This window comes from Actinoplanes sp. NPDC004185, from assembly GCF_053603475.1.
On record NZ_JBSGFR010000007.1, the window covers coordinates 92,202 to 106,065 of the forward strand.

Consider the following 13,864-nt stretch of genomic DNA (forward strand, 5'->3'; position numbering starts at 1 on the left):
TCCCCTGATCGACGTTGATCGATGAACGTCGCTCCACCGTACCGTCCGGGTCAGCCGGCCTCGCCGATCGACATGTACTGCACCGTGTCGTCCTTGAGCTCGAACAGGACGGTCCAGCCGGCGTGGCCCTCGACCGGCAGCTCGTACGCGGTCTTGGAAGTGCTCTTGAGACCCTTGCCGTCATAGGCCGCTCTGAGCTCGGCCACCGACGAACCCCGCTTGATCCCGGCCTGCGTCACGGCACCCTCCGGCGCGGCGATGGAGCTGAGCCGGCCGTCCCGGAAGGAAGCACCCCCGGCATCGAGGTACGCCTCCAGCCGCTCCACGATGCGCTGCGTGGAATCGGCGTACGCCTTGGCGGCCCGGGCCGAACCGGCCGCGGAAGTATCGGTGCCCGCGTCGGCCTCCTTGACAGCCTTCTCGAGCTTCTCGTCAGCGGCCATCCGCTTGGGGTCGGGCTTCGGACCGCCGACGAACGAGTACACGTTCTTGCCGAGCACGGTCGAGACGGGCTCGGCCTGCAGCTCCCCGGTGGCCAGGGCGTCCTTCTCGGACATGGTGATGGTCAGCTTGCCGAAGGAGTCCGGGCCGAAATACTTGACGGCCGGCGCACTGGAGGCAGCCGAGCCGGCACCGGCGACGGAGGCCGGCTCATCGGCGGCGGAGGTCTTGCAGGCGGCGGTGAGGCCGGCGACGGAAAGGGCCACCAGGCCGACTACGGCCCGCCGGCGCCAGGTGAATCGATGAAGGTCCCCGTTATGCATGCGGGCAGCCTAGATCTCCCGCACCACCAAGATCCATCGACCTGTCCCCACTCCTGGCCGGACGCCGCTACAGTGACACGCGCCGATGGCAGGACAGGGATCGGGGGCCTCATGCCCGGCACGAACCCGCTCGTGGCGGGAGAGGCGGACAACCCGGTCAGCCCATGGGCCGGGGCCTGGATCGCCGAGGACATCGAAGCCGTCCTGGGCGGGATCAGGAGCGGCAGCTGGATCGAATCCACGATCGGCGCGGTCTCGGCCGGCCTGGATGCCCTGGCCTTCATCTCCGATCCGATCGGCGGGCTGCTGCAGTACGGCGTCGCCTGGATCATCGAGCACGTCAAGCCCTTGTCCGAGGCTCTCGACTGGCTGGCGGGAGATCCCGGCCAGATCGCCGCACACGCCCAGACCTGGCGCAACGTCGCCGCCTCGCTCCGCGACCGATCGGTTGACCTGGACCGGGCGGTGCGCTGGGACACCGCTGACTGGAGCGGGCGGGCCGCCGACGCCTACCGCGCCTGGTCCGGACAGCAACGGGACGCGGCCGGCGCCCTGGCGAGCGCTGCCGACACCATGGCGGGGATCACCGAGGGCGCCGGCATGCTGATCGCCGGCGTCCGGGTGATGGTCCGGGACGCGATTGCCGTCGTGGTTTCCCGGCTGATCTCGTACGCCGCGGAGGAGGTCTTCACCCTCGGGCTCGCGACGCCCTTGGTGATCGAGCAGGTGAGCACACTGTGCGCCGCCTGGGCCGCGAAGATCGCCACCTGGTTGCGTGGTCTCATCAGCAGCTTGGCCCGCCTGCGCGGTCTGAGCGACACGGTGACCGAGGCGATCGACGCGCTCAGGAAACTCCTGACCCGCCGGCGGGCCGTTCCGGACGAGCCCGCCCTGAGCCGGGTCAAGAAACGAGGCGCCGGACCCATCCAGTTCTTCGAACTGGAGTCGGTGGAGACCACCGCCGCCAAGTACGGCATCGACGTGTCAACCCTGGACATCTCGCTGGGTGACAAGAAAATCCGCGGCGTGTGCGGCCGCACCCGGCCCGACGGCAGCATCGTGCTCTTCCCGGCCGGTTTCCGCAGCGAGGAGGATCTGGCCCGAACCCTGGCCCACGAGAAGTTCCATCACGACGAGCTGGCCCAGGGCAAGCCCTTCCCGACCGACGACGCGGAACTGGACCTGTGGGAGGACCGCGCCTACGACCACGAGGAAGAATGGTGGAACAACCAGCCGATCCGGCCGGAACCGAGGAGGAAGTAGTGGCCACCTACGACGACTGGCTGGCGGCGTACACAGACGTCTACGACGCCATCCCTCGCGACGCGGGTGTCGCTTGCCCTCACTGCGGTCACAGAACCCTGCGGCTGGTCTTCACCGGCGACCTCGATCACGCGATCGGCTACGGACACTTCTGGTGCGACAACTGCCTACGGGGCATCGGCATCTCGCGGGCACCCATCCCGGAGGGCGCCGTGGTCCAGGACATCCACGCTCCGCGCGAAGCACGCGAGCCGAAGATCCCCAATTTCACCCTGATCTCGTAGCCCGGCAACCGCAACTCCGAAGGCTTGCATCCGGAACCTCCTACGGACCCGATGGGTGCAGCGATGAGGGCCGGCGTCACGACGGCGGGTCAGCCGGCGCTGGGCCACGGGACAGGCTCCGGCACCCGTCGCCGCCACCAGCCCCGCGACTCGGCCGCGACCGGCCGGTCACGAGTTGCGACGCGAAACGCTTCGTCGACCCGGGCGAGCGCCTCGGTGAAGCGGCTCTGAACCGCCGGCGGAACACGGTCGGCGTCAGTGGCCAGATCGTCCCGGTTCGCCAGATCCTCCTGGTAGTAGGCCTCCGGATACCACCCGTCCGGCGGCCAGCCCGACTTCATCCGTACGGTCAACGCCTCCCAGGCCGCGAGCCGGCCGCATGCGGCCCGCAGCACGTCCTCCCGCTCGGGAATCCTCATCTCGCCGGCCAGCCAGGCCTCGAACTCGGCCGTGACCGGAGTCGGCACCCGATGCTCCCGGATCACCTCCGGCTGCGCCTCGACGCGGATCCCCGGCAGCCAGGCGACCGGCTTCGCCACCGCGTCGATGACGAGGGCCGTCTCGCCCTGCTGCTGGTCCTGCTCGTAGACGCGGGCCCGGGTCCGGGAGCCGTCCGGCAGGGCCATCCAGTACGCACTGGGCGGGAACGGTTCGGCCGGGTACAACACGGGCAGCCCCAAGGACACGGCGAGAGAGTCAGCGGCCTCCGCCGTCTCCGGCGGCTCGGGCACGGCCAGGTAGACGTCCAAGGACCAGGAGAGATCGCCCTGCACAGCTCGGTAGGTGCACAGGACAGCCGCGTTCCAGTCACGCTCCTCAGTGTCAGCGGCGGCGACGTCCACCGCCTCCAGCGGGACGGAGGCCACGTCGGCGAGCGCCGCGGTGAGCCGGGCTGTGTCCAGGTCACCGGCCAGGAGCAGGTCGTAGGTCATTCCGGGTAGGTCCCGTCGTAGATGGACTTCGCCTTGGCGATGGCTTCGGGATGCCTGACGTACCGGGGGTCACGGGTGAAGACCCGCACGCTGTCCACGTCGCCTCCCGCCCGAGCGATCTCTTTCAACGCCGCGAACTCGTTGCGGTCCAGCTTCACAATGCCAGGACCGGAGTCCGGGAACACGGTGCCACTCGGCTCGATGCCATAGGTTCGGCCGTTGATCTCGTACCGGTTGAGGTCGGGGAGCCACTCGGCGCGGCCGGCGGCGATCTGCGCGATGTCGTCGCGGATCAGGCTCTCGCTCCCGCGCAGGATCACGCTGTTGTCCCCTTTGACCTCGCCGTGCGCGGCGCCGGCCACCGTGTGGCGATTGTTCGGCGGCTTGAGGTCCTTGCCGCGGGCGGCGCCACGGACGTCGTCGCGAACGGGCCACGGTGGTCCCGGTGGCGGGACGGCGGCGCCGGACGACGACCCGGTTGATCCGGCACCGGTGCCGGGCTCGCCCTTGCCCGCGGACGCGTCGGCCCGGTTGAGCTTGAGGTCGTGGATGCGGTCGCCGAGCCGGCGCATCGCGTCGCCGAGCTTGCGCAGGCTGGCGATCAGGCCCTTGAGCCAGCGGGCGATGCGCGCGCCCCACGCGGCACACAGCGTGGTCACCTGCTCCACCACCAGCGGCGTGGCCAGGCCCACCGTGGCGATCAGCTCGCCCGCATAGACGATCAACCGCGAGACGACGGTCGCGACGGCGTCGCGGACCATGATCCGTACGGTGCCGATCAGAGTTCCGGCGGCTTCGGTCATCAGGGCCATCCCGTCGGCCGCCAGGCCGAGGGTTCGCAGGTTCTCCGCGCGGTGATCGGCGTGACCGCGGTACGCGTTGCCGGCCGCGCCCGTCCACCCCTCGACGTCCCAGCGCACCGAGCGCACCAGCTCATCGGCCTCGTCGCCCAAGCTGGCGGCGACGTTGCGCCAGGTCTGGGCGTGCGCCGCGATCTGGCCCGGATCCCCCGCCAGCCAGTCCAGCGCCTCGGACAACGGCTTCACATGCTCGATCAGCCAGGCGATGCCGTACTGCAGCAGCGCCCCCACCGGATCCGACACCAGGGCCAGCCCGTCCAGTCCCGCCCCGACCACCCCGAGCGTGCCGTCGATCCAGGAGCCGTTCTGCACGCCGGAGATGATCTGCTCGATGTCCTCGGCGATCCAGACGCCCGCCCATGGGCTCGGGTCCTGCGCCGACGGCGCTGCGATCAGCGGATTATCGGCCATCGGTCCTCGGCATGGCTGCCCTTCCCCCGGGAGTTCCGCCAGAGTAGTCGGTGACACCGGGGAACACCTGACCGAGAGGAACGGCATGATTCTGGTTACGGGGGCGACCGGCACCATCGGCAGCGCGGTGGTCCAGGCCCTGCTCGACGCCGGCGTACCGGTCCGCGCGCTCGTCCGTGATCCCGCCAAGGCCGCCGGCCGTCTCTCCCCGGGCACCGATCTGGCCACCGGCGACCTCAACCGGCCCGAAACCGTGACCCCCGCCCTCCCCGGCGTCGACGGTCTCTTCCTGCTCAGCGGCTACGACGACGTCGAGCAGCTCTTGGCCGGTGCACAAGCCGCAGGCGTCGGGCACGTCGTGCTGCTGTCGAGCAGCTCGGTCCTGGGCACCGACACAGCCAACGCGGTAGCGCGCTACCACCTCGCCGCTGAGCGGGCCGTCGCCGGTAGTGGCATTCCCTGGACGTTCCTGCGGCCCAACAGCTTCATGACCAACACGCTGCAGTGGAAGGACCAGCTCGATCGGGACGACACCATCAGCACGCAGTTCCCCGGCGTCGCGGTGTCCACCATCGATCCCCGCGACGTCGCCGAGGTCGCGGTCCGGGCCTTCACCGAGCCCGGCCATCAGCTGCGCCGCTACCGGCTCACCGGGCCGCAGGCCCTCACCCCCGCCGACCGCGTCGGCATCCTGGCCGAGGTGCTCGGCCGGCCACTGCGGGCGGTCGGCCAGACCCGGGAGCAGACCCATGACGAGCTGTACGCGACCCTGCCCGCCGAGTACGCCGCGGCCTTCGAGGCGTTCTTCGCCGACGGTGTCATCGACGAGACCACCGTCACGACCACCGTCCCGGAGGTGACCGGGCGTCCGGGCCGCTCGTTCGCCCGCTGGGTGAGCGATCACCGCGCCGCGTTCAGCTGACCGGTTCCTCGCGCAGCAGGTCGGCCACGCCGGCCGGGAGCATCGGGCGGGCGAACAGCCAGCCCTGGCCGGTGTCGCAGCCCAGCGCCCGGAGGCGGTCCGCCTGCAGCCGGGTCTCGACCGCCTCGGCCGTCACGCTGATGCCGATCGCGTGGGCCAGCCGGATGATCGTCTCCACGATGCGTTCGTCCACCGAGTCGCCGCCCGACGGGTCGCGCAGGCCGTCGACGAACGGGCCGGCCAGTTTCAGCGTGTGCACGGGCAGCCGGCGCAGGTACGCGAAGTTCGAGTAGCCGGTGCCGAAGTCGTCGATGGCGATGCGGATGCCACGCTCGGCCAGGCTGGCCAGCGCCTGCAGCGGGCCGTTGGTGTCCATGATCGCGCTCTCGGTCAGCTCCAGGACCAGCAGCGACGGGTCCAGGCCGGTACGCGTGAGGATGCTCTCCACCTCGGCCGGCAGCGTCGGCTCGTGCGCCTGCGAGACCGTGATGTTGACGCTGACCGAGATGCGTACCCGGGGGAAGCGGCGGGCCCAGTCGGCCGCCTGGCCGCACGCCTGCTCGAGGACCCAGCGGCCCAGCGGCCCAGCGGCACGATGATGCCGGTCTCCTCGGCCAGGGTGATGAACGCGTCCGGGGTCAGCTCGCCGAGCTGCGGATGCTGCCAGCGCAGCAGCGCCTCGACGCCGATCAGGCGCTGGTCGGCCAGGCTCACCAGCGGCTGGTAGACCAGGGTGAACTCACCGCGGTCGAGGGCGTCGGGCAACGCCGCGGCGAGCGCGTACCGGGCCGCCTGGCGGGCGTTGCGGTCGGCGTCGTACATCACGAAGCGGCTGCGGCCCTCGGACTTGGCCACGTACAGGGTGAGGTCGGCCGCCTTCATCAGCTCGGCCGGGCTGGTCGCGTGGACGTTGCTCTCCACCACGCCGATGCTGGCCGACACCCGCATCCGGTGCTGGCCCAGCTGGTACGGCTCGGCCAGTGCGGCCAGCGTCCGCTCGGCCAGTTCGGTCAGCTCCGTCGGCCCGCTCGAGTTCTCGATCAGCAGCACGAACTCGTCGCCGCTCATCCGGCCGGCGAGCTGCCGGAAGCCCGCCGCGCACGCGCGCAGCCGCTGGGCCACCGCCACCAGCAGTTCGTCGCCGACCTGGTGGCCCAGGGTGTCGTTGACCCGCTTGAAGCCGTCCAGGTCCAGGTAGCACAGCCCGACCCGGGCGTCCGGGTCGCCGGTGTCGAAGATGCGCTGCAGCTGGTCGCCGACCATCGTGCGGTTCGGCAGGCCGGTCAGCGGGTCGTGCGTGGCCTGATACTCCAGCCGGTGCTTGAGCCGGCGGCGGTCGGTGATGTCCTGGACCATGGCGATGGTGAACTCCGGGTCACCGGCCTCGTCGCGGATCAGCGACACCGTCAGATCGGTCCAGACGACGGCGCGGTCCTTGCGGTAGTAGGCCTTCTCCATCCGTACGTGATCATGCTCGCCGCCGATCAGCGCCTCGTACATCTTCCACATCTCGGGCGGGTCGTCGGGATGGTTCAGCTGCGGCACCAGCAGGCGGCACATCTCCTCGGTGGTGTATCCGAGCAGGTCGGCGAACGCCTGGTTGACCTGCACGATGCGGCCGTCCATGGTGCTCACGCCGATGCCGATCGCGGCGCCGTGGAAGACCGCCCGCAGCCGCGCTTCGCTGAAACGCAGCGCGCGCTCGGCGGAGGCGTGCGCGCTGAGCACCGACCGGCCGAGCAGCTCCTGCTCGGCCATGGTGGCGCCGCGGATCGCCGCCGCGTAGCCGGCGGCCACGGCGGCCTGGATCTGCACGACGCGGTCCGGTCCGGCTCCGGTGGCCGCGGCCAGGCGGGTGCCGACCAGGGAGACGGTGGCGGCGAGCACGGCCGGCTGGGTCAGGTGGGCCTCGACCAGCGCGAAGCCGACCGCGCCGGCTGCCTCTGGATCGAACGGCTCGGCCCGCGCCGCCTCGGCGAGCCGGTCGGTCAGGCGACCCAGCAGGGCATCCAGTCCGCCGAGATCCATCGGCACGAAGCCCTCGTGGGCCACCAGCCGGCGCCAGCACGCCGCGAAGTCCGTCAGCCCGCCCTGCGAGCCCATCCGTTCAGTCTTTTCTGCCGACGCCGGCGTAGGCACCGACCTGCTCGGGGTGCTCGTCCGCCGGATCACCGGGGTCCGGTCGCCACTGCGGTATGAACACCAGACCAGGATCGACCAGGGAGAATCCATCGAAGTAGGCCGCGATCTGCGCCCGCGTGCGCAGCACGATCTCGGTCGCGGTACGGCCGGAGAGCCGTTGCGCCTCGACCACCTCACTGGGCTGCCCGTCAGCCGTGGCGTGCGACACGAGCAGGTAGCTGCCGGGGGCCATCGCCTCGCGCAGCGCCGCCACGGTCGCGGCCGGCTCGTCGCTGTCCGGCACGAAGTGCAGCACGCCGGCCAGCAGCACGGCGATCGGCGCGGTGAAGTCGAGCAGTCCCAGCTTGCCGGCCTCGCTGAGCACCCGGTCGACGTCGCGGACGTCCGCGCAGATCACGCCGGCCCGGTCCACCCCCTTCAGGATCGCCCGGCTGTGCTCGACCGCGACCGGGTCGATGTCGACATAGACCACGGCCGCGTCCGGGGCGGCGGCCAACGCGATCTCGTGCACGTTGCCGGCGGTCGGGATGCCCGAGCCGATGTCGAGGAACTGGCGTACGCCCTGCTCGACCAGGTAGCGCACCGCCCGGCGCAGGAAGACCCGGTTGGACCGCATGGTCTCGCCGATGTTCGGCGTCATCGCGGCGATCTGCTGGGCCAGCGCCCGGTCGACCGCGAAGTTGTGCGCCCCGCCGAGGAAGTAGTCGTAGACCCGCGCGGCGCTGGGCCGGTCGACGTCGATGCCGGCTGGAACCCAGTCGGACGGTCCGGTCACGGTGGAGCCTCCCCTGTTCGCCACGCTGCTCTCGCTCCGCGGCGCACGCGCACCCGGCCGCAGGACCACAACTGTCTATCGCCCCGGTCCAGGATTGGCAACCAGGGCAGAGCAGTCACGGTCGATCTCCACAATGGCCCGTGGCCCGGCTCCCGGCCCTCGGCAAAGCGGTGCAGGAATACCGGACGAAGAGGTGATCCTGACCGGAGGCGCAGCGGACTCCGGGCTACTCCCCGGGGCGCTGCGAATCGGGGAGGTCGCCCCCGCCGGGAAGATCCGGGCGGTGCCGGGCGACCCAGTCCTCGATGTCCTCACGCAACCAGATCTTGCCCATGGCGAGCACGGCGCAGGGAGTGGGCCAGTCAGGCCGGGCGATCAACTGCTGGACGCGCTGCCGGCTGACGCCGAACCACCGCTCGATCTCCTTGGCCGCCACGAACTGCGAGCTCATGCCCCGATACTAGTCGCCCGTCAAGTTGGCGCACAACTAGCCCCCCGGCGCCCCGCACCGACCCGGGCGAGTTCCGGCCCGACTTCCCCCGCGGCCCCGGCTTCATCCGACCACTGGCGGCTGTTCGGCCTCGACGGCTCGGGCCTGGAGATGGCCGACGATCTGTCGAACCTCGATGAGGTCGTCGGCGCGACCCTGGGAGGATCGGGCCGGTGACCCCTGACGAAGCCGTGCGGGCCGTGGCCGCCCGCCTGAGCACCATCGGCTGGGAACGCCACGGCGACAAGACCTGGTCCAAGGCCGCCCTGCTCAAGGGGTATTCCGGCGGGTGGCCGGGTGGACGGCGGCTTCCACACCGAGAACGGTGAGGTCAACCTCGAGTACAAGTCGGTCCGGCTGGCCGGCTGGCGCAACCGGGCCGGCGATCCCCCCATGGCCGGTTTCAGCGCCGCGGCCCTGGACGAGATCGACCGGGCCGGCTCGCCGGCCCAGTTCGGCTACGTCATCGGCCCGGACGGCCGGCCGGTCTGACAGCCGCTCAGGCGGGCAGCCCGTCCAGGCGGGCCAGCACCTGCAGCATCACCTCGTCGGCCCCCGCCCCGATCGACGTCAGCCGGGTGTCCCGGAACCACCGCGCCGTCCAGGTGTCCTCCAGATACCCCATGCCCCCGTGGAGCTGCAGGCACCAGTCCGCCACCTCGCGCACCAGCCGCCCCGCCTTCAGTTTGGCCACCGTCGCCATCCGGGTGATGTCCTCGCCGGCCATCAGCGCCTCGCACGTCACCAGGTTGTGGCTGCGCAGCAGGTCCACCTCGGCCTGGAGCTCGGCGAGGCGGAAGGCCACGTACTGCCGGTCCGCGAGCGGGCGGCCGAAGACCTTCCGGTCCAGGACGAAGCGGCGGGTCCGGTCCAGGGCGTACTGGCAGCCGCCGACCGTGGTGTACGCGGCGAACATCCGCTCGGTGACGAACTGCCGCATCTGCTGCTGGAAGCCGCGCCCGACCTCGCCGATCGTGTTGGCGACCGGCACCCGCACCTGGTCCAGCACCAGCTCGGCCGTGTCCGAGCAGCGGTTGCCCAGCTTGTCGAACGTGCGGGCCACGCTGAACCCGGGCAGGTCCGTGGGCACGACGATCTGCGACATGCCCCGGTAGCCGCCCTCGTCCGAGGTGCGCGCCAGCAGGCAGAGCCAGTCGGCCTGGGCGCCGTTGGTGATGTACGCCTTGCGGCCGGTGATGACCCAGTCGTCGCCGTCGCGGACCGCCCGGGTGCGCAGCTGGGCCACGTCGGAGCCGGTGTCCGGCTCGGTCACGGCGATCGACGTGACCGCGGTGCCGGCGATGGCCGGGGTGAGGTAACGCTCCTTCAGCTCAGGTGAACCGTAAGCGTGCAGCGAGGGTGTCGCCATCATCGCCTGGACGCCGATGGCCATCCCGACCCCGGTGGCGTGCATCCGGCCGTACTCCTCGGCCGCGACCAGCTGGAAGCTCGCGTCGGCGCCCTCGCCGCCGTAGGCCTCGTCGTATTCCAGGCCGAGCAGGCCGAGGGCCGCGGCCTTGGGCAGCAGGTCGTGCAGGGGCACCCGCCCGGCCGCCTCCCAGGCGTCGACGTGCGGGTTGACCTCGGTGTCGACGAACCGGCGGACGCTGTCGGAGAAGGCGCGGTGGTCCTCGTTGAGGCGCATGGGCCGACGCTAGCGAAGGGCACCCGGCAGAAACAAGCGCGCTTGCTTGTTTTTTGAACCTGTGCCAGGGTCGGTCGGCATGAGGCCCGAGATGCTGCGCGTCGGCAACTGCTCCGGGTTCTACGGCGACCGGCTCTCGGCCATGCGCGAGCTGCTCACCGGCGGCGAGCTGGACGTGCTCACCGGGGACTACCTGGCCGAGCTGACCATGCTGATCCTCGGCCGGGACCGCGCGAGAGACCCGGCGACCGGGTATGCCAAGACCTTCCTGGTGCAGCTGCGGGACTGCCTTGAGCTGGCGCTGGAGCGCGGCGTGCGGATCGTCGCCAACGCGGGCGGCGTCAACCCGCCCGCGCTGGTGGCCGCGATCCGCGCGCTGGGGACACCGGCCCGGGTCGCTCTGGTCCGCGGCGACGACCTCACCCCCCGGGCCGGCGAGCTGGGGCTGGGCAGGCCGCTCGGCGCGCACGCGTACCTCGGTGCTTTCGGGATCGCCCGGGCGCTCACCGCCGGCGCTGATGTCGTGGTGACCGGGCGGGTCACCGACGCCTCGCTGACCGTCGGGCCCGCGATCGCCCACTTCGGCTGGGGGCGCGACGACCTCGACGCGCTGGCCGGGGCCACGGTCGCCGGTCACGTGATCGAGTGCGGTGCCCAGGCCACCGGCGGCAACTACGCGTTCTTCACCGAGATCGGCGACCCGCTGCGGCCCGGCTTCCCGATCGCCGAGCTGCACCCGGACGGTTCCAGCGTCATCACCAAGCACCCCGGGACCGGTGGGGCGGTCACCGTCGGCACGGTCACGGCCCAGCTGGTGTACGAAGTGGACGACGCGCGCTACGCCGGCCCGGACGTCACCACCCGCCTCGACACGGTGTCGCTGCGCCAGGCCGGCCCGGACCGGGTCGAGATCACCGGGGTACGCGGTGAGGCGCCTCCCCCTGACCTGAAGGTCTCGTGCACCACCGTCGGCGGCTACCGCAACGAGCTGACCGTCGTGCTGACCGGGCTGGACATCGAGGCCAAGGCGGCGCTGTTCCGCCGCCAGTTCGAGGCCGCCCCGGGCACCGCGCCGACCGAGGTCACCTGGAGCCTGGCCCGGCTCGACAGCGCCGACGCGGCCACCCAGCAGCAGGCGTCCGCCCTGCTCACCGTCGTCGCCCGGGACCCGGACGAGAAGGTCGCGGGCCGCGCGTTCAGCAAGGCCGCAGTCGAGCTGGCGCTCTCGTCGTACCCCGGCTTCTTCAGCACCACCCCGCCGGCCGGCGCTCAGCCGTACGGCGTCTTCACCGCCGGTTTCGTCCCGCAGAGCGTGCCGCGGCACGAGGTCGTCCACGACGACGGCCGCGTCGAGCCGATCGAGCCGCCGGCGCGCACCCGGCCCCTGGAACCGCTCACCGGCGGCCCCGCGAGGGCCGCCCGACCCGGGCCGGCCCGGCGGGCGCCGCTGGGCACGCTGGCCGGAGCGCGCTCCGGGGACAAGGGCGGCAACGCGAACATCGGCCTGTGGGTGCGCGACGACCGGGCCTATCCGTGGCTGGCCGCCCTGATCACTGAGCAGACCATCCGGGAGCTGCTCCCCGAGACCGCCGCGCTGCCGATCCGGATCACCCGGCTGCCCGGCATCCGGGCCGTCAACGTCGTCGTCGAGGGCCTCCTCGGCGCGGGCGTCGCCTACCACGCCCGCTTCGACCCGCAGGCCAAGGGCCTCGGCGAGTGGCTGCGGTCCCGGCACGTCGAGATCCCCGTGGCACTGCTCACCGACCGGGAGGAACTGTGACCGTCCTGCGGTCCACGCTCGAACCCGCCACCGCCGAGGCCCTGGCCGCCCGGCAGGCGATGCTGGACGCGCTCGCCGAGATCACCGCCGAGACCGCCCGGGCGGTGGCCGGCGGCGGCGAGAAGGCGGTGGCCCGGCACCACGCCCGGGGCAAGCTGACCGCCCGCGAGCGGATCGAGCTGCTGCTCGACGAGGACTCGCCGTTCCTGGAGCTGGCCGCGCTGGCCGGCTACGGCTCGTCGTTCACCGTCGGCGGCAGCGTCGTGGCCGGGATCGGCGTGGTCAGCGGGGTGGAGTGCCTGCTGATCGCCAACGACCCGACGGTCAAGGGCGGCGCCAGCAACCCGTGGTCGCTGCGCAAGACGCTGCGGATGCACGAGGTCGCCCTGCACAACCGGCTGCCGGTGATCTCGCTGGTCGAGTCCGGGGGCGCGGACCTGCCCACCCAGAAAGAGGTCTTCGTCCCCGGCGGCGCGGTCTTCCGTAACCTCACCCGGCTGTCCGCGGCCGGCATCCCGACGATCGCGCTGGTCTTCGGCAACTCGACGGCCGGCGGCGCGTACCTGCCCGGGATGAGTGACCACGTGGTGCTGATCGAGCGGCGCTCGAAGGTCTTCCTGGCCGGTCCGCCGCTGGTCAAGGCGGCCACCGGCGAGGAGTCCGACGACGAGTCGCTCGGCGGGGCCGAGATGCACGCCCGGGTGTCCGGCCTGGCCGACCACTTCGCGCGCGACGAGCAGGACGCCATCCGGATCGGGCGGCGCATCGTCGCCCGGCTCAACTGGCGCAAGGCGGCCGGCCCGGTCACGGCCACCCCGCGACCCCCGCGGTACGCGGCCGACGAACTGCTGTCGATCGTGCCGCCCGGCCTCAAGGCGCCCTTCGATCCGCGCGAGGTCATCGCCCGGATCGTCGACGACAGCGACTTCGACGAGGTCAAGCCGCTGTACGGCGACTCGCTGGTGACCGGCTGGGCACAGCTGCACGGTTATCCGGTGGGCATCCTGGCCAACGCCCGCGGTGTGCTGTTCAGCGCCGAGGCGCAGAAGGCGGCCCAGTTCATCCAGCTCGCCAACCGCTCGCACACCCCGCTGCTGTTCCTGCACAACACCACCGGCTACATGGTCGGCGCGGAGTACGAGCAGGGCGGCATCATCAAGCACGGCGCCATGATGATCAACGCGGTGTCCAACTCGACCGTCCCGCACATCTCCCTGCTCATCGGCAACTCGTACGGCGCCGGCCACTACGGCATGTGCGGCCGCGCCTACGACCCCCGGTTCGTCTTCGCCTGGCCCAGCGCGCGGTCCGCGGTGATGGGCGCCCAGCAGCTCGCCGACGTGAGCACCATGGTGTCCCGGGCCTCCGCGCTGGCCCAGGGCAAGCCGTTCGACGAGGACGCCGCCCAGCTGATGCGGCAGGCGATCGAGCGGCAGATCACCGCCGAGGCGATGCCGATGGTGCTGTCCGGGCTGGTCTACGACGACGGGATCATCGACCCCCGCGACACCCGTGACGTGCTGGGTATCGCCCTGTCCGCCATCCACACCGCGCCGGTGTCGGGCACCGACGCCTTCGGCGTCTTCCGGATGTGAG

General features: G+C 71.6%; 15 protein-coding genes. 7 read left to right on the forward strand and 8 right to left on the reverse strand.

Features of this window, described 5'->3' with window-relative positions; translation table 11 throughout:
- Positions 1-50: 50 nt before the first annotated feature.
- Positions 51-707, reverse strand: a complete 657-nt coding sequence (locus ACWEOZ_RS09535; protein WP_451910270.1) for a hypothetical protein — start codon at positions 705-707, stop codon at positions 51-53.
- A gap of 168 nt (positions 708-875) precedes the next feature.
- Here ACWEOZ_RS09535 and ACWEOZ_RS09540 point away from each other — a divergent pair, with 168 nt between their 5' ends.
- Together ACWEOZ_RS09540 and ACWEOZ_RS09545 are read left to right on the forward strand one after the other, a co-directional pair.
- Positions 876-2,027 carry a WXG100 family type VII secretion target gene (locus ACWEOZ_RS09540; protein WP_451910271.1) on the forward strand — a complete coding sequence of 384 codons (1,152 nt, stop codon included), beginning with the start codon at positions 876-878 and terminating at the stop codon, positions 2,025-2,027.
- Positions 2,027-2,311, forward strand: a complete 285-nt coding sequence (locus ACWEOZ_RS09545; RefSeq protein WP_451910272.1) for a hypothetical protein — start codon at positions 2,027-2,029, stop codon at positions 2,309-2,311. The genes ACWEOZ_RS09540 and ACWEOZ_RS09545 overlap by 1 nt, the downstream gene beginning before the upstream one ends.
- Positions 2,312-2,400: 89 nt before the next feature.
- Here the strand turns inward: ACWEOZ_RS09545 and ACWEOZ_RS09550 are convergent, their stop codons facing one another.
- The gene (locus tag ACWEOZ_RS09550; protein ID WP_451910273.1) at positions 2,401-3,243 is read right to left on the reverse strand and encodes a hypothetical protein; all 843 of its coding nucleotides are present in this window, start codon (positions 3,241-3,243) and stop codon (positions 2,401-2,403) included.
- Complete coding sequence (locus ACWEOZ_RS09555; RefSeq protein ID WP_451910274.1) at positions 3,240-4,514, reverse strand: WXG100 family type VII secretion target; 1,275 nt, start codon at positions 4,512-4,514, stop codon at positions 3,240-3,242. Before ACWEOZ_RS09555 ends, ACWEOZ_RS09550 begins: the two co-directional genes overlap by 4 nt.
- A gap of 85 nt (positions 4,515-4,599) precedes the next feature.
- Between ACWEOZ_RS09555 and ACWEOZ_RS09560 the strand changes: the two genes are divergently transcribed.
- The gene (locus ACWEOZ_RS09560) at positions 4,600-5,436 is read left to right on the forward strand and encodes an NAD(P)H-binding protein (RefSeq protein ID WP_451910275.1); all 837 of its coding nucleotides are present in this window, start codon (positions 4,600-4,602) and stop codon (positions 5,434-5,436) included.
- Here ACWEOZ_RS09560 and ACWEOZ_RS09565 read toward each other — a convergent pair.
- From ACWEOZ_RS09565 to ACWEOZ_RS09580, 4 genes are all read right to left on the reverse strand, one after another.
- Complete coding sequence (locus tag ACWEOZ_RS09565) at positions 5,429-5,944, reverse strand: EAL domain-containing protein (RefSeq protein ID WP_451910409.1); 516 nt, start codon at positions 5,942-5,944, stop codon at positions 5,429-5,431. The genes ACWEOZ_RS09560 and ACWEOZ_RS09565 overlap by 8 nt on opposite strands.
- Positions 5,827-7,539, reverse strand: coding sequence for a putative bifunctional diguanylate cyclase/phosphodiesterase (locus tag ACWEOZ_RS09570; protein WP_451910276.1), 1,713 nt, complete (start codon positions 7,537-7,539; stop codon positions 5,827-5,829). The genes ACWEOZ_RS09565 and ACWEOZ_RS09570 overlap by 118 nt, the downstream gene beginning before the upstream one ends.
- A 4-nt stretch (positions 7,540-7,543) precedes the next feature.
- The gene (locus ACWEOZ_RS09575) at positions 7,544-8,353 is read right to left on the reverse strand and encodes an SAM-dependent methyltransferase (RefSeq protein ID WP_451910277.1); all 810 of its coding nucleotides are present in this window, start codon (positions 8,351-8,353) and stop codon (positions 7,544-7,546) included.
- Between the two features lie 226 nt (positions 8,354-8,579).
- Positions 8,580-8,804 (reverse strand): helix-turn-helix transcriptional regulator, encoded by a 225-nt coding sequence (locus tag ACWEOZ_RS09580; protein ID WP_451910278.1) that lies wholly within the window; start codon positions 8,802-8,804, stop codon positions 8,580-8,582.
- A gap of 212 nt (positions 8,805-9,016) precedes the next feature.
- On the opposite strand from ACWEOZ_RS09580, the gene ACWEOZ_RS09585 reads away from it, so the two are divergent.
- Positions 9,017-9,172: a hypothetical protein gene (locus ACWEOZ_RS09585; protein ID WP_451910279.1), complete on the forward strand. Its 156-nt coding sequence runs from the start codon at positions 9,017-9,019 to the stop codon at positions 9,170-9,172.
- The gene (locus ACWEOZ_RS09590; RefSeq protein WP_451910280.1) at positions 9,141-9,335 is read left to right on the forward strand and encodes a hypothetical protein; all 195 of its coding nucleotides are present in this window, start codon (positions 9,141-9,143) and stop codon (positions 9,333-9,335) included. Before ACWEOZ_RS09585 ends, ACWEOZ_RS09590 begins: the two co-directional genes overlap by 32 nt.
- 7 nt (positions 9,336-9,342) lie before the next feature.
- Here the strand turns inward: ACWEOZ_RS09590 and ACWEOZ_RS09595 are convergent, their stop codons facing one another.
- Positions 9,343-10,488, reverse strand: a complete 1,146-nt coding sequence (locus tag ACWEOZ_RS09595) for an acyl-CoA dehydrogenase family protein (protein WP_451910281.1) — start codon at positions 10,486-10,488, stop codon at positions 9,343-9,345.
- Between the two features lie 79 nt (positions 10,489-10,567).
- Between ACWEOZ_RS09595 and ACWEOZ_RS09600 the strand changes: the two genes are divergently transcribed.
- Together ACWEOZ_RS09600 and ACWEOZ_RS09605 are read left to right on the forward strand one after the other, a co-directional pair.
- Positions 10,568-12,268 carry an acyclic terpene utilization AtuA family protein gene (locus ACWEOZ_RS09600; protein ID WP_451910282.1) on the forward strand — a complete coding sequence of 567 codons (1,701 nt, stop codon included), beginning with the start codon at positions 10,568-10,570 and terminating at the stop codon, positions 12,266-12,268.
- The gene (locus ACWEOZ_RS09605; RefSeq protein ID WP_451910283.1) at positions 12,265-13,863 is read left to right on the forward strand and encodes an acyl-CoA carboxylase subunit beta; all 1,599 of its coding nucleotides are present in this window, start codon (positions 12,265-12,267) and stop codon (positions 13,861-13,863) included. The genes ACWEOZ_RS09600 and ACWEOZ_RS09605 overlap by 4 nt, the downstream gene beginning before the upstream one ends.
- The last annotated feature ends 1 nt before the right edge of the window (position 13,864 follow it).

Excerpts from the sequence above, each read along its gene's own strand:
- ACWEOZ_RS09540 (WP_451910271.1), top strand. The coding sequence starts at position 876 with ATGCCCGGCACGAACCCGCTCGTGGCGGGAGAGGCGGACAACCCGGTC.
- ACWEOZ_RS09550 (WP_451910273.1), bottom strand. The coding sequence starts at position 3,243 with ATGACCTACGACCTGCTCCTGGCCGGTGACCTGGACACAGCCCGGCTC.
- ACWEOZ_RS09555 (WP_451910274.1), bottom strand. The coding sequence starts at position 4,514 with ATGGCCGATAATCCGCTGATCGCAGCGCCGTCGGCGCAGGACCCGAGC.
- ACWEOZ_RS09560 (WP_451910275.1), top strand. The coding sequence starts at position 4,600 with ATGATTCTGGTTACGGGGGCGACCGGCACCATCGGCAGCGCGGTGGTC.
- ACWEOZ_RS09570 (WP_451910276.1), bottom strand. The coding sequence starts at position 7,539 with ATGGGCTCGCAGGGCGGGCTGACGGACTTCGCGGCGTGCTGGCGCCGG.
- ACWEOZ_RS09580 (WP_451910278.1), bottom strand. The coding sequence starts at position 8,804 with ATGAGCTCGCAGTTCGTGGCGGCCAAGGAGATCGAGCGGTGGTTCGGC.
- ACWEOZ_RS09595 (WP_451910281.1), bottom strand. The coding sequence starts at position 10,488 with ATGCGCCTCAACGAGGACCACCGCGCCTTCTCCGACAGCGTCCGCCGG.
- ACWEOZ_RS09600 (WP_451910282.1), top strand. The coding sequence starts at position 10,568 with ATGAGGCCCGAGATGCTGCGCGTCGGCAACTGCTCCGGGTTCTACGGC.